The sequence below is a fragment of the Lysinibacillus sp. RC79 genome (assembly GCF_041262405.1).
GTDB lineage: Bacteria > Bacillota > Bacilli > Bacillales_A > Planococcaceae > Lysinibacillus.
The window spans coordinates 60,185-85,782 of sequence record NZ_JBGCCD010000016.1 but is presented as its reverse complement, the minus strand read 5'-3'; the positions used below and the strand labels follow the sequence as shown (position 1 = coordinate 85,782).

Below are 25,598 nucleotides of genomic sequence, written 5' to 3'. Positions count from 1 at the left end.
TTTGTCGAGTTTGAAACCCTTACTGATGAGGGTCTCGATTTATTATGGTTTAATATTAGAACCAAGTTTAAAGTAAGTATTGTTAGGATTATTTGTATCATTAGCCCATACAATATTTCCATATTGGTCAACTGTGAAAATAAAGAAGTTATTATTTTTTGTAAATACTGGAGTATATTTTGGATCGACAGCAGGTGGTGCAGTTAAATTTAATGTAAATTGCTTATTTGCAGGACTTTGAGCAACTAATTTATCACTACCATATGCAAGTATTGTATTGTTTGGTGTTTTAGGGTCTTTTACCAAATCTATTACTAGCTGCGGATCGATAGTTGTAGCTCCCCCAGTTACTGCATAGTAGTATCGTTGATCAACTGATAGATCAGCATCAATATAAACAATAGCACGCATAGTTTTTGATGCTGGGACATCATCTGTACCAATATTAGTACCTGTAACTACAGCATCATCAATTCTGTTCTTAATTGATCCTGGATATACATACTTACCGAAGTCAGCTAAATCAAACTTATTACCTTCATAGCCTGAAATAATGTAATCACGAGCTATATCATCTTTCATCTTCACAGTAAATGTTTTGTCCGCCGTACCAGAAGCAGTTGGTTTAATAATTAACTGACTTTCCTCTGTTGTCGCTTTCCCCTTTGTATACTTAACAAATTGATATTGTGAAGTAATATCTTGATCGGCGTCGTCTGTAATTGTTAATAGACTTAGATCTTTAATTGAGGAATCGCCTTTTTCATCACGCATGATGGCTTCACTGAATGAAATCGTAAACGTATCATCTGGATTACGATATACAATATTGCGTTTCTTTTCTTTACCAACTGTCATTTCAAAACGTGGTGGTGTGCCATCAGAATAGAAATCTTGTTTCATCCAGCCATCATTTGATTCATCGTGAATTCCATCTTTGGCTTTATAAACAGTAAAGTTACCATACGTATCTTGTGCACCTAAATAAACAACATATTCGGTATGTGGTGTTAAAGTAACTCCTGTCATATCTAAAGTTCCAGACGTACCTTTTCCACTTTTTGTGACTGAAGGACTTGATTTAAGTTTGTCTTCTAATGTTTTTCTTTCTGCTGCCGTGTTAATAGTTAGCTTTGCATCAGGATTATCTGTTCCATCCGCGTTTTTCTTTGGTACGAACCAGTAATGAAGCTTTGTTGTCTCATCTGTACTGAAACTTACAATGGCTTTCGTATCATCATAACCTTTAGTAGTACCAGACTTCACTGCTATCTCGGTAACTAATGGTGCTCTTGAGTCCCCAAATATTGCTTTAGAAGCTATTTTAGAAAGTTCGCCGCCACGGTCTTTTAATATCATATGAACCGAATAGCTTATAAATGGATTTAGTTTATCTTTATCAATAACAATAGGGAATTTCTTTGTATCAGCTTCTAAGTCGGCCGGACCAGAGCCAATTTCAATATAAATATCTTTTCCACCTATTTGGAAGTAGCCTGATTTTAATGATGATTCAGTCGCAAATTCATTATAGAAATCTCTCTCCGTAATACCTTTATCTTTTAAATATTGCTCAAATGTTTTTGTTTCTCCATTGTCTTCGACCGTATCAGGTAACACCATGTAATAGTACGTCCCTGCTTTATTTGGCTTAAATTCTACCTCAGCTCGTTTATATTTTTCATCTTGGTCGGGTTTCCCAATAACGTTTAATTCTAGAATATTCGGTGGAACATGTTTTTCATGCACGTATTCTGCATAGTTTCGAACATTTTTACCAGGTTCAACGGTATTGGTATTTTCAAATTCATTGCCTGCCAAATCCTTAACACCAGGTAAAACTGTTGCACGTAATGTATCTCCATAGACAAAACCTGTTTCAGATGGAATTGTTAATAATACTTTTTTATCGCCTTCTTTATACTCTACAGCAGAAGGTTTAATTTTTTTCTGTCCTGTCGTATTGACGATAACTGTTCCTGATAAATCGTAGTTATTTACATTTCGAGCGCTTTCAGGATCTAATGCTTCATTTAGATAAATGTAGAATTGATTTTCCTTTCCAGCAGCAGGTTCAAGTTTCGTTTTTTCTACGAAAGGATTTATTTCATCTAACTCAAGTGTTGAGATTAACGTTGAAGCAACCTTCGATATATTGCCTGAGTCATCTCTCACTACTATAAAGAAGTCATAGTCTGTTTTGGCCTCTAGATTTTCTAGCAGTATTGTCTTTGTTAACTCGGCGGCAGTATTGCCAGTAACCTTACCCTTATTTGTTGGTTTTGAAATAATTTCCTCTGCTGTCGGTGGAGTAGCATTTGACTTTTTACGCACTAAATAGAAATATTCCCCAGACTTTGTTGAATTAAATGTTACTTCTGCTCTTTTCCCTCCAGGAAGTGGTTTTACAGATTTAAATGTCACTACAGGTGCTATAGTATCCTTCATTTTGAATTCTTGTGATTTAATATCCGAAACATTGTTCGCCCCGTCAACAACCATCACATAAATGACATATTCTTTTTTCTCACCTAATTTAGTGACTTTAAAAGTGTTTTTGTTAAGCACTGCTGCGCCTGTTCCGCTTGCCACATTGTCAGTAGAAATACGATTGACCATTTCTTTTTTCGTTGGTGCATCGGCGCCTTTTTCACGGACGATATAGTAGTAAGTTCCAACTTTATCTGAAGTGAAATCTACTTGTATCTCACTACCACTTAAAACATTTACATTCGTAATGTCGATTAAAGGCTTTGTTTTATCAGCTGGTTTTTGATTTTCAAGATCGTCTTTATCGACTGGTTTACCGTCTGGATCTGTAATAGTGCCAATATTATCTTTATCCTCTAGGAAGTCGTCGAAAATATTATTCGGTGACTCGCCCTTCGGTATAATAACTTTGTCAACATACGTGTAATCTCCAAGATCAACCCAACCATATACATTATCAACATACAGAGTACCTACGCGACCGTCTATATACAGTTCTAAATCTGTATAGCTATTGTAGTTAATCCAGTCGATATTGCCATCTCCGTAAATTGTCAGCTTCGTTTCTGTATCAAGGTTTAGTGTGCCGATATTTCCTTGAATCTCAAATTCACGAACAGTCCCGATGATGTCTACACGTGGTAGCTTCGTATTTGTTTCAATTTTTGTACCGCTTTGAGAGACAACTAGACGTGATACAGTGCTGTTATAAAATTCAATATGTTTTTCAACATTTTTCATCGTCACTTTATCTTTAGACCAGTTCTCAAATGGCTTGTTTTTATCAGGATTCTTGTCGGAATTCTGATCTGTCCAATTTTGGAGATCTGTTGTCGGACCGTTATTGGATGAGGACGAGCCTTCATCATTTGGATTATCTGGATTAGACCAGTTGATAAATGCAGTATTGATGCTTGCTATAGGGCCAAGCGATGATGGCTTATAATAGGAAACGCCTAATTGTAAAGGTGGACGTACCGTTTCGTTGACAAGCATTGTGCCAGTCAGTGTAACATTTGAAAATTCAATATAGTTCCCGTTAACAACGATTGTCGCACCAAAGGATCCATGATCGCCATCAAACTCTAGAAATCTTGAGCTTGTCCCGCTAGCGTTCAATGTTAGCTTCGAAACAGAGCGAATGGTTTTTCCTGAAAGATCCCCTTCAATAAGTGCACCTTTTAATACCGGTGCATTATCTTCGTTAAAAATATGCGAGAGACTTTCCGGTACTGAGTAAGGCTCACCATTTATGTAGACATTATCGTCTTCAACACCTGTAATTTTGAAAGATGTGGCATTGCCCTTTTTCTCTTGTGAACGCACAATAAAAGATGAAATTTGTCCACGTGTTACCGCATTATATGGTGAGAAAGTAACAGGTGTTGTTCCTTCTGTAATCTTTAAATCTACTAAAGTTTGAATATAAATGGCGTTGCTCGTTTGACTAGTAACATCTTGGAAACTATGGTTGTAATTAGATGCTACCTCAAATTTAAAGCCTAGCGCTAAAATTTTTGCTAATTGCCCACGTGTAATCACTTCATTAGGCATAAATGTTCCGTTTGAATACCCAGCCATGATTCCTGCATTTTGTAATGCAGCTATATACTTGTAGTATTCACTACTTTTTGGGACATCTTTAAAATATGGGTCTTGCACATTTTTTAAATCCAAGTCTAAAACAGTTGCTAGCATTTTTGCTGCTTGACCACGTGTTACATTTTGATTTGGTCGAAAGGTTTTATCTGCATACCCACTAATTGCACCTTGAGAGTATAATTTTAAAATATTGTCGTAATGGCTTGAATATTGGTCAATATCCGTAAATGGTGAAGTAGCTGCAGCTGCATTTTGTGGTGGTACTACAACAGCAATCCCACTAGTAGCAAAAACAGTTGCTATAAGTGCTTTGTTCACTTTTTGGACTTTTGTTTTATCCATCCCACTCTTCCTTTCATCTATGTATTTGATACGTTCAAAATATCATTTTCATCATACCCTTTATATCGACAAGTAGATAGTGAACCTTCATAGATAAATCTAAAATACTGGAAGAAAATCGTTAACAAAAGTCGGCAATAAACATTAAAAAGCCAAGGAGCATCGGTGCTCACTTGGCTTTAACGATATATAGGCATACATCTAGTCGTACTTGTGATGTCATAAGGGAAAGGGGGATAACCTTGCATCTTGTCAAGTCGAATCAAGAGATGTGTCCCGAGTTTACGTATCATTTGAACATGATTTACAAGTCATATGGGGAATGACTAAAAGTAGCTTGCCCAAATGATCGTAGCATTAATCATGTACCCCCAAAATTAGAAATGTATGCTTATTTCAAAACATTTTTTATTTATTTTCTTGCTCTGCTACTATGACTCGATTACGTCCAGCTTGTTTAGCTAGATATAGTGCACCATCCGCTACCTCAATTAACTTTTCCGTCGTGTCGGCCATTTGTGGATATACTGCAACGCCTGCTGATAAAGTAACTGGGCGACCACAGGGACTTATAGTTTGTGCCAAAACATCGCGCAGTTGCTCGGCCACCTGTGCCGCTTCCTCAGCAGTAGTAGTTGGCAATAACATCACAAATTCCTCACCACCGTAGCGACAGCAAACATCTCCCTCACGAGCGACTGCTTTCATATTATGTGCTAAAAATTGTAAAACCTTATCACCTACTGCATGACCATACGTATCATTAACACTTTTAAAATGATCTAAATCCAGCAAAATGAGGGCATGTGGCAATTCGTTCTCAAGCCACTCCGCTAGCATCGCATCCATTGTGCGACGATTAGTTACACCTGTTAACGGATCTGTTGTAGATTGATCTTTAAAATAGGACACCTGGCCCTGTAAAAATGTTAAACTCCGAATGAGTGCACTTTTTAGAAAGTGCGCTTCAAAATACCAACTACGTACAGATTTTAAGCCTTCTACATTTTTCGATTCCATGCTCTCCTCTGTTAAAGTAGCTAATTGTTGTAAGGGATTGGCAATACGTGCTGCCATCCAAAGGACAATTAAAATTGAAATTAGCATAAGCGGAATGGACTTTATAGCAACTTCCTGTACTCTATCAAATGAAGGAGCTAATGCTACATCTATCGGCCTTTGAGCAACTACTCCCCAACCCGTTAAAGGTACGGTACTATAACCAGCAAGCATTTCTACTCCTTTAGTATTTACTACTTGAAAAGCTCCATTTTTTCCAGAAACCACCGCTTGGACAACTTTATTATCAATAGCGATATCATTGACGCGACTTGGGTCCTGATGATAGATAACGCGCCCATCTGAATCAACTACGTACACATATGAACCATCATGATAATAATGCTCTCCGAGTAATTCATTAAAAACATTTCGTTCCTTTAAATAAATTGTCCCAGCTACCATTCCTAAATATTCATTTGTCTCTGAAAATATAGGATACGATATAAAAATAAGGAGACGCCCTGTCATTCCCTTATAAGGCTTTGAGACAAGAGGTTTCCTTTTAGATAAAGCCTCTTTTGCTCCAACTGATGTTAATACTGCACCTTGTACCTCTTCAGATGGTGGTGAAATTGATAATACAAGACCTTTTGCATTTGTGATAAGCACCGAGTTAAACATGTCATTTTGCATTTTCAAACGCTCAGTTTCCTGAATCAATGCATTGTTATCATGCATTTTCGTTTTTATCGTACCTGCGCTATATCCTAAAATCTGAAAAGATTCTTCAAGGTAGGAACTTGCGGTTTTTGCTAATTTTTGTGCATATACTCGATTCGTTTCAAGTGTATTCTCTTTAATCGAGTCAACATTCATTCGGTAACCACTCCAAATACTACCGATGGCTGTTAAGAAAAAAGCAGCTATCGCAACTCCCATGATTAAATACTTTAACTTTATCTGTTTTGATTTCATTTTCTATCTTTTACCCCTAGTTTATAATTTCCTCTATTATTCTATTAAAGCACAAAAAAATTCCTTATTAAGAAAATATCTTATATTGAGAGAAAAGTATTTGTAAAAATAATTCCCTCATATAACAAAAATAAAATAGTAGACTCACCATAAAAATTCGAAATGAAAATTTACTTTGTATATAAGTTGATTGGAGTGGAGGCTGGGCGACTCCTTGGGGATTAGCGATAGGGGAACGAAGGCTAAAACCATCACGTCCTGTAATAACGCCTTCGTGACCAACATCGCGTTGGCCCGAGACCATGGAGCGAGCATCGCCAGTGAAGCGGCTCATCGGACGCCCCCAGGAAGCTTTGCTCTGTGCGAAAGCGTAGCGACAGCAACAATTGTTTTATCTGTGCGAAAGCGTAGCGACAGCAACAACAAAGCGCCCAGCCGGAACGGAAATCAACCCCACGTTTTGATGGTTAGCCATATAGTAGGGAAAGTTCCAAAATTTTAGCGTCGTTAACAGAACAAAAATATAGTAACTTTATATCTATAGAACTGTTATTATTTTGATAGATTTTTATTATCAAATTTATTATTAGAAGAGGGTTTAAATATGTTGTTACGTAAAGTAGCTCCAATAATGGTTGGTTTTAGTATGGCTCTTTGGACAAATACTTCTCTCAATCCAAATAAGTCAGCTCGTACAAAAATAACAGATACGCAAAAAACTTTGTCACTATCCAGCTTTCAAAGTGAATATAAAATGAAATGGCATCGAGTAGAGACGGACTACTCCCAATTTTCCCTCGTAGGAAAGCATAATTCCAATGTGGTTGGAGGATATGAAACACGCACTGGGCATAGCGTATTTGGTATTCCTATCGGTGCTAATCGAATAGATGTGAATAGAAAATACAGTCTTCCACTTAGAGCTATTCACTATCAAAATACAAGCTATTTGCTCGATTACAATGATTGTGAAGGCAATACTACACACGGGACCTATTTGATTGATGATCACTATGTTACTTTTTTCTATGATTTACACAAAAATAATATTGTCCGTTCTATTATTTGGATTAATGCCAAAACAGAATTAAGTAAACATGGTTATTATGGTAAGCCTTCCAATGAGCTACGAGCAGGACTTGAAGATTTAATGGTTGATCTTATTAACCATGAGCGGGTTATAGAAGGATTGCAACCGCTCATTTATGACAAAGGATGTAATCCTATTGCTCGGCAGCATAGTGGCAATATGATCACACATCAATTTTTTAGTCATGAAGATCATAAAGGTAATCATTCCAATGACCGCCTCACTACTGGTGGAGTTAATCACTATTGGTATGGCGAAAATATAGCACACGGTCAGCCCAATAGTATATTTGCCCATGAAGCACTGATGAATTCAAAAGGGCATCGTATAAATATTTTAAGAAAAGACTTTACACATATATTTGTTGGTGTCTGTTTTAAAGATAACGGTGCGCCCTATTATACAGTTAACTTCTATTCTAAGTAATTTGAATAGCTGAAGCTTATTGGGATTGGCTGATACACAAAAATCTCTATGCAGAAATATTGCATAGAGATTTTTTGTACCCTTACTGAAATATGACAGAAAATCTGTCCCCTTTTATAAGTTGATTGGATTGGACCAATCGGAACGAAATCACCCCACGTTATGAAGACAATCCTACATTCTGAATTTTTTTACTTTTATTGTTATTCCGACATATAATTTTCTGACAAATTATTTTATAATAAAATTTAACATAGTCAAGCCATCAATTCTTCTGTTATAATACTGATAATTTATCACCACTCTGTATTAATACAGTGGTAATACATGCTTTTCACAAAATGGGGATTATGAGAAAAGCGCTACAATGCATTCTTGAATACAATGTAGCCTACACAAAAAGGGGTTGGGAGATTTGGGTATTTTAAAGGGGTTAAAAATTCTCGATTTTTCTGCATTACTACCGGGACCAATGGCGACAATGATATTTGCTGATCTAGGCGCTGAGGTTATTCACGTTGAATCATCAAAGCGCGTAGATTTAACACGTATTATGCCTCCTTACGACGATGATCATGAGGCGTATATTCATCAACATTTGAATCGCTCTAAAAAGTCATTAACATTAAATTTAAAATCGCCCGAAGCTATTGAGATTGTTAAGTCACTCGTGAAAGAGTACGACATAATTATCGAAGGATTTCGACCTGGTGTCATGCAACGACTTGGCATCGGCTATGAAGCTCTAAAAGAAGTAAATCCTAAGGTTATTTATTGTGCTATTACAGGCTATGGACAAACTGGACCATATAGCAATCGGCCAGGACATGACAATAACTATTTATCATTAGCTGGGATACTTGATTATTCACGTCATAAAGATAAAAAACCTGTCTCCATGGGTATTCAGCTAGCTGATATTGCTGGGGGCACGATGCATGCGGCAATTGGAGTACTTTCAGCTGCTTTACATCGTGAAAAAACAGGTGAAGGACAATATATTGATATAAGTATGACCGATGCTGTATTTTCGCTCAATGCTATGTATGGGTCTGCCTATATTGGCGCTGGTCGTGTGCCTCAGCCCGAGCAGGAAATTTTAAATGGTGGCAGCTACTATGACTTTTACAAAACAAAGGATGGCCGATTTTTCTCGGTAGGAAGTCTTGAGCCTCAATTCCGCAGATTACTCTGTGAAGCGCTTGATATTCCTGAGCTCATTGATAATACTTTTAATGATTCATACTATACACAAATTCGTTTTAAAGAGGCTGTCCATGATGCGTTCTTATCGAAGACTTACGAAGAATGGCTTGAAGTGTTTAACGAGAATTTCGAGGGATGTGTCGAACCTGTATTAACTTTTCCAGAAGCATGCGAGCATCCTCAGCTCAAGGCTCGTGACATGATTGTTGATATTCCCAAAAGCGACGGTACTACGCAAAAACAAATTGCATCTGCTTTTAAGTTTGACGGTGTTAAACCGCAGTACAAGCATGTCGGTGCTAAGCTTGGAGAGCATAATGAAGAAGTGTTATCTTCACTTGGCTATAGTGTTGAGCAAATCGCGGACTTAAAGGACAAAGGGGTTTTAGAATAATATCGTAGGCCAACTACACGAAATAAAAAGAGTGTCTAATGATGCATTTAAAACACATTAGACACTTTTTTGTATTTCTATTAAACGAGCACTTATAAAAACTCGTAGCTTTTCGAAATGATCGTCAATGAGTAAATATTTTTTATAAATTTCCATTAATTTTTCAAACAGCTCATACTGCTCGGTCACAAATAAAACTTTTAAAATATTAAGCATATGCAAGGATGCGCTCTGTGCTACCAAATAGCAAGGCGTTTCTGGTTGACGATAATGTCGGCGCCATTCTTCCACAGACAAGCCGATATGCTGTAATGAATTATTCACATGGAGAGCAACATCCTGCTGAACTGACGCCTCAATCGCAATAAATTGCTCATTACTATAGTTGTTCTGTACTAAAGTGGCATGTATTTTTTTATTGGATGCTAGTACATGTTCCTTTAAAAGCAGGAGCCCCTCTTGGTAACGCTCCATTTTTACATAATGCTCAAGCAATACTGCATACAAGTTTTCTAAAAAATTTAGTTCATAATTTTTAATAATGGCAGGAGGTGTTGGCTTACGGTTCGGCAATAAGTCCTTATATTCCAATAAAATCTCTATCGCGTAATTATTAAGTCTTTCATCTTCTAATAAATACTCACCGTAGTGAATAACAGTTTCATGATTCTGCTCCTGATGTGCTATATGAAATAGAAGATATGCAATCAGAACTTTTTCTTTCTCTGTCAATGCATACATCGAATAACGCCAATCAGCTTCAAAGGAAGTAATTAGAGCTTTAACACATCGATAATCCCCTTCTGATAAGCGATAGTGCGTTACAATTTGGTAAAGATGTAACTGTTTTTTTGCCAAGCAAGTAGGATTACAATTATCCACATAAGTTATACACTTATCCAGAGTTTCTCTATAATTATTCACAAAGTTATCCACATGTCCACAAGTTTCCCTTGTAGATTGTTCAATATGACCCATCATTTCATGGATAAATGTGAATTGTTCTAATGGTTTGTGGATAAATAGTGAATAAACTTTTTTCGTGAAAAGCCAATGCCAAAATTGGGTTTCTTCTTTATAAATCATATGCACGAAATATTCATTTTCAAATTTATATAAAAATATTGTTTGTAGTTCGTTAACTGGCAATGTAATTTGCATTCGCTTCCCGAAAATTAGCCAGATTAATCGTTCTAAGTCCATTGTATGCTGTGCGAAAAGCTGCTCAAAAAAGGTCTCCTTGCCTTTTTGTGTGTAAAAAAAAGCATCGAGACGTTCATTGACAAATTTAGTATCTAAACCATGCTTGTTAAAAAAAGTTTGCATATCTTTCGTTACACGACCCCAATATTTTCGTGCAGTTGAAAACGCAATATTCATCGCTGTTTCCTCATTCACTAAAAATAAATTCGGTGAAAGTGCAGTACCTAGAATTTTCGGGTCAGCCGGTGGGTCAATCTCTGCCTCTAACCATTTTGAAAGTAATTTCTCAGCACCCTTTTCACCACTTTGTTTATATGTCATGAATAACTGCTCATCACAATCCAACAGCATGCAACTGGAGCCCCCCATCAAATTCGACCAACAAAGATCTTCCCCTATCGTGTAAAATACTTGCCTATATGTTTTAACACTCTTTTACTCTTTCTTCAATATAACAAATCTTATCCAACATATGCTAAAAAAAGCGTGATATGCATAAAAGAAATAACAACAAAAGTAGTCGTGCAAAATCGACATCTTCTGCTACAACGCATAAAAAAAAGCCATCTATAAAGGTGTCAACTACCTCATAGATGGGTAAAAATTAAATTTGCTGTTTTAAAGCAGAACGGCAAATGAGCTCATTGGACAATTACTCATAAGTTGGTAGCCCATTGTATTGTCACAAATAGCTCATTGCCTACGCCAGCTCAAAGCTAGCGCCATAGTACACACAACTTAGAAAGCTATGCATCATTTCCAATACAATCGAGAAAAAGTATTCTCACAACAGTAGACGAGCGATCAACAAAATAGTTACAAAAAAAATCCATCAAATTTTTGATGGATTTTTTTCTGCCCCGAAAGTGTAGCGGCAGGGGCAAAAGGTTTTCAATACGTCAAATTTTTTGACGTATTTTTTCTGCATCGAAAGCGTAGCGACAGATGCAAAAAGGTTTTCAATTAAGGCAAATTTTTGATGGATTTTTTTCTGCCCGAAATTGCAACGCATTTTTCCGCAACTTGCTTAAATTTATTCATCACCAAAACAAAGGATACTTCCGCGTTTCTCGTAGATTATTTATCACAAGACCAAAAAATACGATAATGAGAGCACCAATAAGAACGGGCATTACTAGATAGCTCCATCCATAGCCTCCTAAAATAATAATAATCGGATTTGCTCCTGCTGGCGGATGAATGATTCCTAATAAGGCCATTAAAAAAATGGTAAAACCTACACCAAGGCTAATTGATACAATGCTCGTCCCCAACAGTGAATACATGATTAAGCCGATGACAGCTGAAATTAAATGACCTCCGATAATATTTCGAGGTTGGGACAATGGCGCATTCCAAACAACAAATACGAGTACACAGCTCCCACCAAGTGATGCCATTAACCATGGTGCCCCTGTATAATTCGTCAACCAAAGCAATACGGAAATACATATTAATCCGCCGAATGCACCTGTTATGGCATCAGCAAAATTTGTTCGTGAAGGAGCATGTCCCCCACCTTTCATCTTGAATATGTATGTTTTAATGGGGTTTGTTTTTTCTTCCTTATCCTGCAAACGTACGAAATCTGCCATGAGTCACCTTTCTTTCTATCCAAAATTCTATAGAACCGTATCGATTTTTTTATATTCTAAGCTTGTTCTATTATAACAACTACTGCATAGAATTCAATTTCAAAATGTCGAATTTTAGACACAATCATCAATTATACCTTAGCATAATTGCGTCTGACTTTTACCATGCACTAGTTAAGTAGTTTATCGCCCTATAACACAAAAAAGCAAACTATGAAATCTTCTAGTTTGCTTTCTTTTCGTGCTTTTCGGTATGCATTTAATCATATTGTTTTTTCACTGGCTTATAAATTTTCGCTTTTTTTAGTACTGTTTTAGGTACTTGGAAGGTTGCTGTTACAACTCCCGGATGACGGCCGATTTCAATCGATCCTGTAATCGTCGCTCGATTCATAACTTCTGGCTCGCTCATCTCAAAAAGCCTTGCAGCACGGCTTATAGCATTAGTTGTTGCCTCATTTAATGATGTTCCGGAGCCAACAATTGATACAGGGAATACTTCCTCCACTTGTTTAACGCCGAATTCCTCCGCAAGCTCACGTGCACGACGTTTTTCTTCCTTTGTAAAAGGTTTAGCCGTATAAGGTAAATCCTCTGTATTTGGCAATAAAATAGGGCCATCCAAAGCTACTTTTTTCATTACACTTACCTGAAGTTGAACAATACCAGCAACATCTGTTGTATGTCCTGCAATTTCTCCGTCCCCTTGCATTGCGTGCATATCACCTATATACACACCGCCACCCGGAACCTTTACTGGACAAATAATTGTTGCACCCTCACGAACACGGCTTATATCCATATGTCCATCTGTACGGTGTGTATCTAATTCAGTCTGCGTAAAGGCAAATTCATGTGGCGCACCAATTAAAAACGAACCAAAGTCTCCAGCATTATGGGAGTCTGGCATCGCCTTTGAAGGTGTCGTTCCAAGCTGCCCTAAAAACGGTCGCATTCTTGCCATAACACCAATCAAATCACTTGGTGCTAATGCAACTACAGGATTTTGCACAGAATTTTCAGGTGTACGCATATAATTTTTCGCATCAAGTGCAATACGGCGAGCCCCTTCTCGCCCAACAGTCACACCAATATTACCATTATGATCTAACGCCATAGTATAGCCATTCGTCATGTTAAAAGGTGATGTTTCTGTATCACATGTCGAACAGCGAATGGCCTGCCGACCTATCCCTTTGACAACTGTACTAGGATGAAGCTTACCACAGCCTGGACATTTTACTGATACGAACGGGTCCCCAATAAATCGATCCAAAATTGCCTCATCGTGCCCAGATGCTGTTGCTATTGATGTTACCTGTATTGATTTAATCTTGATAACAAGGGCGTCTCCTATCTCTGCCCCTTCTACAAATACAGGTTTTGTTACTTCATGCCCACCACGAATCGTTGGTGTTAGCATCGGGCCCCAACATCCTGGCGTCGTATTAGCAATAATTGTTCCACCGTCTTTGACAGGCCCAAGCATTTTCTGTTGTGGATCTAAAATACCATCTATGAACTCATTTACGAATAATGTTTCGACCGCTTGGGGTTGCTGTACAAAGTCTTCACCTTGCATTCCTTCTTTTTCTAGCACATGCAATTCGCTTGTCATTTCTTTCGTCACACTCCTAAGTTTTTATTTTATGTATATAGATTTTAGTTAAATATAATTTCAACACTTTATATAACTCTTTGTAATGAATTGTCGATTGTACAACTTAATTTCGACATAATGTTTGATAGTTCCTGCCATTTCGAGGAAAATGTCACTAATCGTATGTATGGAATAATCATAGTAGCGTTAAAATCCTTCTTCTCAGTCATTTTCTCTATGAATAAATGCATGATTTTCGTCCAATAGAATAGCTATTGAATACATGGAAAATTATGCCGTTTATTTTGTATGTTTTCAACCATTTATACATAAAAAAGTACAGACTTGTACAAATGCATTGTAAAAAGTCTGCACTAAAGCTCGATAATTCCTGCCATCTCGTGAAAAAAATCGCTAATATGCATTGAGAACGTCTGTCTATTTTTTAAATTCAGGTAATGTCTCAATTCCTTTTTAAAGCAAATTTCATTTATAATGAGTCACATAAAGTGAAACTTCAACCGGTGGGCAAATCTCAAGCTTGACGCCCCCAGGAAGCTTTGCTCTGCGCGAAAGCGAAGCGTCAGCAACAAATGTTTTATCTGTGCGAAAGCGAAGCGTCAGCAACAAAGCACCCAGTCGGAACGGAAATCAACTCACGTTATAATGAAGAACCTTTTTTGAGATAATGATAATAAGGAATTGTTTATCGGTCACTGCTAAACTTATTAGCTATACACTATTCTTAAAATTCTAATGACGATAAAATAATAAAGAAGAAAGGACGTGTGAACAATGCAAGAACCAACTATTCTAGTGGTGGATGATGAGGCAGATTTAGCAAACCTTCTAAAAGTCAGCTTACAAAAAGAAGGTTATAAGCAAATTCATACAGCTGGCTCCATTCAAGAAGCTTGGACGAGCTTTCAACAGACACAACCCGATATTGTACTTCTTGATGTGATGCTTCCTGATGGCGAGGGCTACGATTTATGTCGACGTATTCGAGAAGTATCACATGTGCCGGTGCTTTTCATGTCAGCGAAAAATGAGGAAATTGATAAAATTTTAGGACTTGCGATTGGAGGCGACGATTATATTACGAAACCTTTTAGTCCTAAGGAGGTTGCCTATCGTGTGAAGGCACAGCTTCGCAGAGCTGGTTATCAAACGCAGGAAGCCGCACCAGTAACTTCCGCGAAGTCGATTCAAGTTGGTCCATTTTTGCTTAATGGGGATGAAACGGAGGTACATAAGGACGGCGTTTTATTGGAGCTAACGGCGAAGGAGATTGGCTTGATGGCTTGCTTTATGAACAATCCTAATCGAATTTTAAGTAAAGAGACGCTGTTTGAGCGTGTATGGGGAGAGGACTTTTTCGGCTCAGACAATACCGTGATGGTGCATATTCGACGTCTGCGTGAAAAGGTTGAAAAAGATGCATCTAAACCTATGTATATTACAACTGTAAAAGGGCTTGGCTATAAATTTGTCGTTCCAAAAGAGGAGCAAGTATGAAATGGAAATTAACAGCTAGATTCCTTCTGTCTGTGCTGTCTATTGTTATTATTGTTATTTTCTTGAATACAGCCATTTTAATTGGGTTTTTCATTTTTCAACAGGTAAAAGATTACGATCATACAACTTCGTATTCAGAGGAAAACTTCGTGCGCGAGTTCCAGCAGTATATTGATATAAGTAATGGAACGCCAGCAGTAAGCAAGGATGGACTTCAACAATTGCATCAGCGAAATGCCTGGATTCAATTACTTGATAGTAATGGACAGGTCGTTGAAGCCCATTTTGCTCCAGATAAAGCTCCTTCACACTATGCGCCGATTGACTTAATTCAAGTTTATAAATATAAAGAATTCGATGTGGATACTACCGTATATGTGGGAAGTAAAGAAAGTATTAGTTATCTTATCGGCATCGAGGGAAGTGGCGTTACTAGATATGTCACTCATTTTTCTGGCTCATCAGTCTTACAGTTTATTGGCAAGTTTGGTTTGCTCATTGTCATTGCTGATTTATTAGTAGCTACACTCGTTGGCTGGCTTTTCGGTCGAACATTGACTAAGCCTCTACATGCAATGATTGAACGTATTCGTCATTTAAAGAATCATGAGCATGTGACTAGTAAAGTGCCAGGTGGTGTGTACAAACCTGTTTTCGAGAATTTAAATGAGGTATCAAGAGAACTAGCCGCACACGAGCAGGAACGCAAACGACTTGAGATGATGCGTGAGGAATGGATTAGCAATGTATCACACGATATGAAAACACCTCTTTCCTCGATTCGTGGTTATGCGGAGCTGCTAAATGATGTAAAATTAACTACTGATGAACAAACAGAATACGTTCAGATTATCGAAAAACAATCATTGCATATGCAAGATTTACTAGATGATTTAAACTTAACAATGCGATTAAGACATCAGCAGCTTCCGCTCAGCTTAACCGAAGTAAATATGGTGCAATTTATTCGTGAAATCGTTATTGATACACTCAATACCCCTCAATACGAACAGGCCAATATTGAATTTAATGCAACTAAAGATGTTATCAAGCATCACATTGACGAGCACTTTATGCGACGAGCGGTAATAAATTTTTTACACAATGCATTGCTTCATAATCCTTCCGACGTATCAGTTAATATTCTTGTTGAAGATCATTCAATTACGATTTCTGATAACGGTAATGGCATTTCTGCCGAAGATCTTGAACATATTTTCGAGCGCTATTATCGAGGGACAAATACTGAGCAAACATATGGTACTGGTTTAGGTACTGCTATTGCTAGAGATATTATTGAAGCGCACGGAGGAACTGTAACGATTACCTCTGAAGAACAACAAGGTACAACTGTCAGCATTCAATTACAAGAAGAAAAAAAGGAGTAGCCCGATACTAGGGACTACTCCTCCTTCTTATTTCTTAAATTGATCTTGTACTTTTTTAGGTAGCTCATGGAATTTTACTTCATCATATGATGTAACTTCCGTTTCTTTTTTTACATAAAGCTTCATGTATGCATCGTGGCGTAAATTTTTCTGAGCTGAAAACTTTAATGTTTGCTCTTCACCGTTTTTGTCATAGGCAGGTACCTCATACCAATATGACTTCCATATTTCGCCGTTACTTGCCTTGAATTCCTCTACCTCACCATCAGTAGTGATATGAACATAGTATGCTTCTTTATTTAAACGGTTAAAATCTACGGTCATCAGAACAACAAGTCCTGCTACGAACAATAAGAACAATGCTCCTATACCTAAGAAAACTTTTTTCATATTAATTCCCCTGTCTAACAATTTTATAGAATGAACGCACTGTAAAGATATAATATATGCCGTAAATTGCAGAATAAGCAATCATCCACAGTATTACTGGTTTCGTTATATCCATACCAAATAGTTGTGAAAAGGCTAGCAGCGCAAATGCACTATGTGCGATACCAACAACGAGTGGTGCACTAAAGATAACGGCAACCTGCCCTGCAACTGTTTTTAATATCTGTTTTTTATTAACACCAATTTTATTTAAAATTGCATATTTAGACTGATCTTCCTCTGCCTCAGTTAAAATTTTGAAGTAAATAATACTTCCTGTCGCTGCTAAAAATACTAATCCTAAAAAGCTTCCTACAAACAATAGTGATCCTACAGTAGCTAAACTATCCTCATAACTTTGCGGAACACTTGAAAACCCTTCCTGCTGTTCAGTAGCTAGTTGATTGGAAATCTCCTTTGAAATAGCCTGTTGCTTCAAGTCATTATCCATACCAACTACCTGCATTTTAACACTTTCTGCATTTGTTGCAGCGAACACTTTATCATTAACAACGAGAACTGTTCCAGCTGCAATAAAGTTTAATACACTCTCTGTATACATTTTATCAACATGGAATGATTCCCCGTTCTCCAATTTAAACTCTTCACCCGTAAAATCATGTGAAAAACGTTCATCGAAGCCTGCATCAAGTAAAACTGTTGAACCATTTGCAATGTGCAATTCTTCATCTTTCCCCTGCAATTTTGCTAAACGATTATAGTCAGATTCCTTTAATAATGTATATTCAAAAAACGAAAATTCATTATCCACGCGTAAATTTTTCACAGAAAGCGATTCGTTGTACAAAACGTTTTCTTGGGAAAATTTCACCGCATCACCCTTCCACATAAATGTGTTAGGTAACATATGACGTACGCTGGCTTCTGCATTATAATACATTCCGAAAACGCCGCCACCAGCTGTAATCGTTGTCGCACTTAAAATAGCGATGATTGAAAGAGATTTAGCATTTGCTCGAATACGGTACAATAATTGTGATACACCAATTAAATTCAAGCCTTTCCATGACCAAGAAGTTGCTTTTTTCAACGCCGTTAATACAAATACGCTAACACTATGGAATAATAGATATGTCCCTGCAATCGTTACACCTATAACCATTAGTGGAGTACCTAGCACTGTGAAAAATCGCCAAATCTTGCTCGTAAATATATCTTCAGAGGCTGTATAATATCCAAATGCAATTAGCGCTGTCCCAAGAATAGCTGCTAAGAATGATGCACGTGGAATTTTCTCTCCCTGTTTCTCTGCATGGAACAGGTCAATCAATTTAAATTGATAGATGACACGATAGCCCTGTAAAGATGTGAATAAAAATAGTAGTGTAAAAATTCCTGCTGTATTTACTAGAGCCTCAGTAGAAAATGTTAAACTTCCTACAACATCATAGCCCATTAAACGGACTAAAATCATTAATAGCCCTTGTGACATAAAGAATCCTAGAACAATTCCTAATACTAGAGAGACAAGCCCAATTACTAAATTCTCGAAAAAGAGCATTAAGCCGATTTTCTGCTTACGCACACCTAGTAGAGAGTAAAGTGCTACTTCCTTTTTTCGTCTCTTCATAAAAAACGAATTGGAATACGCCATAAAGATGATAATAAAGAATAATAGCACAACGGATGATGCACTCATCAATCCTTTAATTTGCTGCGATGATTGTTTTAAGGCTGAAAGATCATCATTATATTTCAATGTCACAAACGTAAAGTAGATGACGATACTAAAGACCATCGAAGCGATATACAAAAAGTAATTCGACAAATTGCGCTGAATATTTTTACGCGCTAAACTAAATAACGTCATTTACTCCACCTCCGATGCCAGCAAGCACCTGTAATATCTCTTGGAAGAATTGCTTTCTTGTTTGAGTACCACGATGAATTTCCTTAGAAAGCTGTCCATCCTGAATGAATAGAATACGCTGGCAGAAGCTTGCTGCGAATGCATCATGCGTAACCATCATAATAGTAGACGCTTGAGAATTATTCAGATCACTTAAACTTTCAAGCAAGTCTGTTGCTGATTTGGAATCAAGAGCACCAGTCGGCTCATCCGCAAAAATTAATTTCGGCTCTGTAACTAATGCACGTGATGATGCTGTACGTTGTTTTTGCCCACCTGAAATTTGATATGGGTATTTATCTAGTAACTCTTTTATCCCAAACAGTGTAGCTATGCGTTCTACCCTTGCGTTAATTGCCTTTGTTGGCACTTTTGCAATCGCAAGAGGCAGTACGATATTTTCACGAACTGTTAAAGAATCGAGTAAATTATAGTCTTGGAAGATGAAGCCTAGATTGTCGCGACGAAAATCTGCTAACTCAGCATCCTTCATGCGCGCTAAGTTTGTATCTCCAATAATGATTTCACCAGTCGTTGGTGTGTCAATTGTAGCTAACACATTTAGTAGCGTCGATTTCCCAGCCCCTGATGGCCCCATTACACCAACAAACTCTCCTTTTTCTACTTCAAATGATATATTCGATAGCGCTGTAAATGTATTCGCGCCTTTGCCGTAAGTTTTTTCTACATTTTGTACCTTTAATAATGGCGTCATAAACGCTCACCTCTTCTTTCTGACTTTAGTATACGACCCCAAACTTACAACAAAATTGTCGCAAGCTTACAACAACCTTAAATCGGCATCATAACGAGGGGTTAATTTCCGTTCCGACTGGGCGCTTTCCTGGGGTCGTCCGATGAGCCGCTTCAATCAACCTATCCACATGACATACGTTTTAACAAAATGTCATCCAACTTTTGCGTTTTATCGGAACACTTTCAAGAATTATCGCCTAACTTTTAATTTTTATCGATAAACTTTCATGTTTTATCACCCAACTTCTGAATTTTATCGACATCTACCTTCCAAAAAGCAAAAAAGGATTCACACACAAAGCTGTGCGTGAATCCTCTACCTTTATTATGCTAATACTTTTTTAATTTCATCCTCAAAGCTACTTGGCTTATCAGCTGATCCATAGCGGCCAACGACTTCACCATTACGATTCACAAGGAATTTTGTGAAATTCCACTTTATACTGTTGCCGAGAAAGCCTTTTGAATGAGATGTCACATGCTCAAAAATAGGGTGTGCTTCCTTACCATTGACCTTCACCATTTCATGCATAGGGAACGTCACACCATATGTCAAACGACATTGTGACGCCGCTTCCTCAGCAGTCGCTACCTCTTGCTTAAACTGATTTGACGGGAAGCCAAGAACGATAAGGCCTTCATTCTGATACTTTTTATATAGATCTTCTAAATCTTCAAACTGCGGTGTAAAACCACATTTGGAAGCTGTATTAACAATTAACATTGCCTTACCCTTATAACGATCTAAGCTATATTCAGTACCATCTTCTAAAGCAACCTGAATGTCGTAAATGCTCATTTCTAATACCCCCCTATGTTATAAACGCGCATTTATTCTAGCAACCTGCTGTAGAGGATCCCAAACACCATTGAATGGAGGCGCATAGGATAAATCTAAATCTAGTAAATCTGGTAACGTCATTTTATTGTATAAGGCTGTTGCAAACACATCGATCCGTTTATCAACACCCGCAGGTCCAACAATCTGAGCTCCTAAAAGCTGTTGATCTCGCTTACGAACAACAATTTTAATAAACATTCGTTGAGCACCTGGATAATAACCAGCAATATGGCGGGCAGATAATTTAAAGGCCTCATATTCAAAACCAAGCTCTTTAGCATTGCGCTCATTAATACCTGTCGTGGCGATCGTTAAATTGAAAAACTTTAAGATCGAAGTACCTACAATACCACGAAATGGCGCAAACTTGCCCGACATATTGAGGCCCGCTAAACGACCTTGCTTATTAGCTGTCGTTCCTAGAGGTACATAATCTAAGCGTTCTTTCACAATATTAAAATGCATTGCGCAATCTCCCGCAGCATAAATATTTTCAACAGATGTCTCTAAATGTCGATTGACGATGACTGCACCATTTTTAGCTAGTGCTATGCCTTTCCCCTCTAAAAATTGGGTATTCGGTTTAATCCCTGCAGCCATAATGACTAAATCTGTATCAAATGCGCCATTATTCGTAATAACACGCTCAACACGGTGATTCCCCTCAAACGCCTCTACTTTTGTATTTAGCACAAGCTCGATGTCGTTCTTTTTTGCTTCCTCATGAACATGTTGTGCAAGCTCTTCATCTAGAATTCTTGCAACATAACTACCTCGTTGAATCAATCTTACTTTTTTGCCGCAAGCATGTATCGTCTCGGCCATCTCTAGCCCAATATAGCCTGCACCTATAATTGTTACATTTTCTATATCTGGCGTTAAATCGGCTAGTAAATCCTCTAGCTGAGGTATTGTTTTCACAGTGTGTATACCTGTTAAATCCGAACCCTTCTTCACCGGCATAATAGGATCTGCGCCTGTTGCAATTAGTAGCTTATCATAGGGAATTTCAAATGATTCCCCAGACGACTGCGTTCCAAAAACAAGCTTTTTGTCTACATCAATACCATTAACTTCATGACCAACACGGGCATCAATACGATACTTATCACGAAACGTTTCCACATCTCTTGCTATTAGACGCTTGGTCGATGAAATACGTCCATCTACAACATAGGGCAAGCCACACTGCCCATATGAATAAATAAATCCACGTTCTACAGATGTAATTTCTGCTCCTGGTACATTTCGATATATTTCCATTGCTGCTGACATTCCGGCAGCATCTCCTCCGATGATTACGTATTTCATCCAACAATCCCCCTTATTTTTTTCTTGTTGCTAGTAAGCCAGCATAATAGTCCATAAATAAACGGCGTCTGCCTCCACTTACAATGACGCGTATTACATGAATAGCAATAACCATTGTTAGAACAAAATTTGCAATAAAGGCTACCAATGTAATGACAATTTGCAGTACATAAAATGGTGAATCCATATCTAATTGAATATGGCCTAAAGTTGTTATCATTTTCGAAGTACATACTACTACGAGAATAGCAACACAACGACGCCAAGATTGTTTTACAATACTTTTGCCGTTTTCACTGACCATTGTAAATCGCATAACCTTCATCCCTAATGTTGCCCCATTTGTAAAGCTTGGAACAACACCAAATAGCAACATATACAAAGCAATTTTCACTAAAAATTCGAACATACCACTATAGCCTGTTACGACACCAACGTAGAACAAAATGATATATGCGATAAATAAATCTATTGCTAGTGCCAATAAAATAGATAATGGCTTGACGATATCTTTTTCGACCATCTCTGCTGCTTTAGCTGCCACCTCTTCATGAGAAGGAAACAGCGCCCACACAACAGGGGCTAAAAAGAACCCTAATAGTGCACCAACACTGTTAAGCATTAAATCATCCACATCAAAAATTCGATACGCACAATTAAAGATGCCATAAATCCCTGTGTATTGGGTTACCTCATAAAACAATGTTAGCAAAAAGCTAAATAGAAATGCACGCTTCCAGTACTTTCTTTTTTTAAGAAAATAACGCAAGTATACGCCAAAAGGCATGAGCAGTAAGAAATTATAGAATGCCTGATAAAAAGCAGGCTGCTTTGGGATATAAATCCATGTTGATGGATTCGTCAGAACAATCCCACTATCCTTTAAAATATCAGTGACAAATTGAAAAGGATGTAAATTATAATGGACCGTATCCGGAGCTTGTAGAGAGCAAGTATCACGTGTTTCCGGGAAAGGTAGTAAAACTAAACATAGTGCAGATAAAAAGTAAAAAATAAATGAGAACATAATAATGGTTTTGGATACAGATAAGTAGCCATATTTCCGATACGTATAAATAAGCCAAGGTACAAATAGCACAAAGGATGCGAAAATTGTTATTAAAAAAGCTACCATTATTGAATGTGAGTAAACTGACATAGAACACCTCTTCGTTTAAAAATCGGCTCTTCACCATAGGGTTGATTTCCGTTCCGGCTGGGCGCTTTCCTGGGGGCGTCCGATGAGCCGCTTCGCTTCGCTGCAGGGTCTCATCTGTGACGCTAATCCCCAAGGAGTCGCCAGCCTCCACTCCAATCAACTATATACATAGTATACGTCTAAAAAAATATCATCCCTTACTTTTGATGACAAACCTAAAATACCCATTTTTTATTTCATAAACATAGTTTAACCCTTAAACACAACACTAATATTTCACCAATCTTAAATAATCCTTAATTAGTGATATAACGTTAAAATTCCGCGTAGACTCCCAGGAGACAAACAAGAGTACGCCAATGTAGCTCGTGCCTGCCCACTGAAAGAAAAGCGGAATTTTACCAATTAAGAATATTAATTTTTGTTTGGAGGATTTTCACACGAGCATACTATGCTTTTGCAATTTCCTCTTTGCAGAATGCTAAAATTTCCTCTAGCTCTTCATCCTCTAATGCAAAATCTAAATACTCACCTTTAGCTTTTTCCAGGATGAAGTAATTTAAAATAAATGGCTCTTCACCTTTTTCAGCAATTAATACACGAAGCTCAATTCCTGCTTCATGATAAAGCTCATCTTCTTCATCAATATCTACATCTAAAATAAATTCGTAACGCTTACCTTCAATAATATTTGTTGGGTCTAAAATTTCTTCCATTGAGAATTGTGTAATTTCCATTGTTTGATCTCCTTTTAGTTAACCTGTTCTTATATATATTAAATCAAATTCAGCATGGGTCAACTAGAAAACTCGTATACACTCGAAAGTAATTATGCCAAAATAAAATGGAACTACTTGAGAGACCTGTTTCTCTTAAGAATATTCTACATAAAGGAGGCTTTTTTCTTGAAAGAGCTACTATATTATCAAGATGTTATGCTACGTGAATTTAAAGCAACAGTTATCAACAGTGGAACTGATAAAGATGGCCGTAACTACGTGGTGCTATCAAATACTGCATTTTATCCAACAGGAGGCGGACAACCTCATGATACAGGTACTTTAAATGATATCGAGGTCATTGATGTTGAGAAAATTAATGATGAAATTCGTCATTATATTCAAGACGACTCTTCAAGTTTAGCTGGCGAAGTGCATGGTAAATTGAATTGGCAACGACGATTTGATCATATGCAGCAGCATGCAGGTCAACATATTTTAACAGCGGCCTTTGTCGAGCTTTTTGATGCACCAACTGTTAGCTTCCATTTAGGTAGTGAGCAGGTCACGATTGATATTGCCGTGGATGCCCTAACAGAAGAACAGCTTGTAGCCGCGGAAGTCCGTGCCAATGAAATTATTCTAGAGAATCGTCCAATTGAAACGAAATGGATTACAGAAAAAGAACTTGAAAACTATAGCCTTCGTAAAGAGGTAGCCGTCACAGGAGATATTCGACTTGTTATTATTCCTGATTTTGATTACAACGGTTGTGGTGGTACCCATCCGACATCCACAGGACAAGTAAGTGCTATAAAAATCCTTGGCACAGAAAAAATGAAGGGCAATATTCGTGTCTCCTTTGTTTGTGGCCATCGAGTTTTAGCGGAGCTTGCAATGCGAAAGAAAGTACTAGCTGACGTTGCAAGACAATTAAGTGTACCTGAAGTTGAAGCATCTACAGCACTTACAAAAATCTTAACAACACAGAAAAATACAGAAAAAGCACTTATGGCAGCAAAAGAGGAGCTACTAAATTATGAAGCAAAAGCGCTAGTTTCTAGTAAAAAACGTATTATTACTGCAGCCTTTACTCAGCGTACTATGCAAGAGCTTCAAAAATTAGCTCGGACTGTTGTCGCAGAGCAGGCAGACGCTATCGTATTACTAGTTTCAGAAAATGAAGACAAGCTTCAGTTTGTCGCAGCACGTAGCGCAAAAATTGAGAAAAGTATGAAGGACATTGCTGCAAAAGCACTGCCACTCATTAATGGAAAAGGCGGCGGCAGTGATCAGATGGTACAAGGCGGTGGCGAGCGTCTGATCTCTACCGAGCAACTATTGGAAGCTATGCAAGAAGTACTAAACTGACCTTTTCGATAGGAGCTGTCCCATTGCTAGGGCGGCTCCTTTGTTCATTCATGCTCATCATTACTTGCTGCACGTTCTATTGCTACTATCTTCCCCATCGATGATTTTCACAGACATTTGCTCAGTTGACGTAATCAATTCCTCAGCAGCCTGTATTTATCCACACATTATCAACAATTAATCCACAACTCCCCACAATTTATCTCAATTACATCAAATCAATTCATCATTTGGATTAAATTTAAAATTTTCCCATAGATACCTGATTATAATTTATTTTTTTTGCTGATTATAAAAAATAGAATAGTTTC

18 protein-coding genes are annotated in these 25,598 nt (G+C 37.6%); 5 read left to right on the top strand and 13 right to left on the bottom strand.

Annotation, left to right across the window (positions count from 1 at the left end; translation table 11 throughout):
* Window positions 1-42 precede the first annotated feature (42 nt).
* The 3 genes from ABH968_RS16020 to ABH968_RS16010 all read right to left on the bottom strand — a co-directional run bounded on the left by ABH968_RS16020 (window position 43) and on the right by ABH968_RS16010 (window position 6,745).
* Entirely contained in the window at window positions 43-4,434 is a 4,392-nt protein-coding gene (locus tag ABH968_RS16020) for an S-layer homology domain-containing protein (RefSeq protein ID WP_370045465.1), read from the bottom strand.
* Window positions 4,435-4,842: 408 nt separating this feature from the next.
* Window positions 4,843-6,411 (bottom strand): sensor domain-containing diguanylate cyclase, encoded by a 1,569-nt coding sequence (locus tag ABH968_RS16015; protein ID WP_370045463.1) that lies wholly within the window; start codon window positions 6,409-6,411, stop codon window positions 4,843-4,845.
* 67 nt (window positions 6,412-6,478) lie between these two features.
* Complete coding sequence (locus ABH968_RS16010) at window positions 6,479-6,745, bottom strand: hypothetical protein (RefSeq protein ID WP_370045461.1); 267 nt, start codon at window positions 6,743-6,745, stop codon at window positions 6,479-6,481.
* Window positions 6,746-7,015: 270 nt separating this feature from the next.
* On the opposite strand from ABH968_RS16010, the gene ABH968_RS16005 reads away from it, so the two are divergent.
* Entirely contained in the window at window positions 7,016-7,927 is a 912-nt protein-coding gene (locus ABH968_RS16005) for a CAP domain-containing protein (protein WP_370045459.1), read from the top strand.
* Window positions 7,928-8,342: 415 nt separating this feature from the next.
* A complete protein-coding gene (locus ABH968_RS16000; RefSeq protein ID WP_370045457.1) occupies window positions 8,343-9,527 on the top strand; it encodes a CaiB/BaiF CoA transferase family protein in 1,185 nt (394 codons plus the stop codon).
* 57 nt (window positions 9,528-9,584) lie between these two features.
* Here ABH968_RS16000 and ABH968_RS15995 read toward each other — a convergent pair whose 3' ends face one another.
* The 3 genes from ABH968_RS15995 to ABH968_RS15985 all read right to left on the bottom strand — a co-directional run bounded on the left by ABH968_RS15995 (window position 9,585) and on the right by ABH968_RS15985 (window position 13,943).
* On the bottom strand, window positions 9,585-11,081 hold the full coding sequence (locus tag ABH968_RS15995; protein ID WP_370045455.1) for a hypothetical protein: 1,497 nt from the start codon (window positions 11,079-11,081) through the stop codon (window positions 9,585-9,587).
* A gap of 689 nt (window positions 11,082-11,770) precedes the next feature.
* A complete protein-coding gene (locus ABH968_RS15990; protein ID WP_370045453.1) occupies window positions 11,771-12,325 on the bottom strand; it encodes an HPP family protein in 555 nt (184 codons plus the stop codon).
* A 259-nt stretch (window positions 12,326-12,584) separates the two neighbouring features.
* Window positions 12,585-13,943 carry an acetamidase/formamidase family protein gene (locus ABH968_RS15985; protein ID WP_370045451.1) on the bottom strand — a complete coding sequence of 453 codons (1,359 nt, stop codon included), beginning with the start codon at window positions 13,941-13,943 and terminating at the stop codon, window positions 12,585-12,587.
* A gap of 777 nt (window positions 13,944-14,720) precedes the next feature.
* On the opposite strand from ABH968_RS15985, the gene ABH968_RS15980 reads away from it, so the two are divergent.
* Both ABH968_RS15980 and ABH968_RS15975 read left to right on the top strand, forming a co-directional pair.
* A complete protein-coding gene (locus ABH968_RS15980; protein WP_370045449.1) occupies window positions 14,721-15,443 on the top strand; it encodes a response regulator transcription factor in 723 nt (240 codons plus the stop codon).
* A complete protein-coding gene (locus tag ABH968_RS15975) occupies window positions 15,440-16,831 on the top strand; it encodes a sensor histidine kinase (RefSeq protein WP_370045447.1) in 1,392 nt (463 codons plus the stop codon). The genes ABH968_RS15980 and ABH968_RS15975 overlap by 4 nt, the downstream gene beginning before the upstream one ends.
* A 27-nt stretch (window positions 16,832-16,858) precedes the next feature.
* Here the strand turns inward: ABH968_RS15975 and ABH968_RS15970 are convergent, their stop codons facing one another.
* From ABH968_RS15970 to ABH968_RS15940, 7 genes are all read right to left on the bottom strand, one after another.
* Complete coding sequence (locus ABH968_RS15970; RefSeq protein ID WP_370045445.1) at window positions 16,859-17,221, bottom strand: YxeA family protein; 363 nt, start codon at window positions 17,219-17,221, stop codon at window positions 16,859-16,861.
* Window position 17,222: 1 nt separating this feature from the next.
* The gene (locus ABH968_RS15965) at window positions 17,223-19,091 is read right to left on the bottom strand and encodes an FtsX-like permease family protein (protein WP_370045443.1); all 1,869 of its coding nucleotides are present in this window, start codon (window positions 19,089-19,091) and stop codon (window positions 17,223-17,225) included.
* On the bottom strand, window positions 19,078-19,845 hold the full coding sequence (locus ABH968_RS15960) for an ABC transporter ATP-binding protein (RefSeq protein WP_323650654.1): 768 nt from the start codon (window positions 19,843-19,845) through the stop codon (window positions 19,078-19,080). The genes ABH968_RS15965 and ABH968_RS15960 overlap by 14 nt, the downstream gene beginning before the upstream one ends.
* 366 nt (window positions 19,846-20,211) lie before the next feature.
* On the bottom strand, window positions 20,212-20,685 hold the full coding sequence (locus tag ABH968_RS15955; RefSeq protein WP_370045441.1) for a glutathione peroxidase: 474 nt from the start codon (window positions 20,683-20,685) through the stop codon (window positions 20,212-20,214).
* An 18-nt stretch (window positions 20,686-20,703) separates the two neighbouring features.
* On the bottom strand, window positions 20,704-22,038 hold the full coding sequence (locus ABH968_RS15950; protein ID WP_370045439.1) for an FAD-dependent oxidoreductase: 1,335 nt from the start codon (window positions 22,036-22,038) through the stop codon (window positions 20,704-20,706).
* Window positions 22,039-22,051: 13 nt separating this feature from the next.
* Window positions 22,052-23,197 (bottom strand): VanZ family protein, encoded by a 1,146-nt coding sequence (locus ABH968_RS15945; protein WP_370045437.1) that lies wholly within the window; start codon window positions 23,195-23,197, stop codon window positions 22,052-22,054.
* A gap of 449 nt (window positions 23,198-23,646) precedes the next feature.
* Window positions 23,647-23,934, bottom strand: a complete 288-nt coding sequence (locus ABH968_RS15940; protein ID WP_370045435.1) for a DUF6509 family protein — start codon at window positions 23,932-23,934, stop codon at window positions 23,647-23,649.
* A gap of 168 nt (window positions 23,935-24,102) precedes the next feature.
* Here ABH968_RS15940 and ABH968_RS15935 point away from each other — a divergent pair, with 168 nt between their 5' ends.
* Entirely contained in the window at window positions 24,103-25,287 is a 1,185-nt protein-coding gene (locus ABH968_RS15935) for an alanyl-tRNA editing protein (protein ID WP_370045433.1), read from the top strand.
* Window positions 25,288-25,598: the final 311 nt, after the last annotated feature.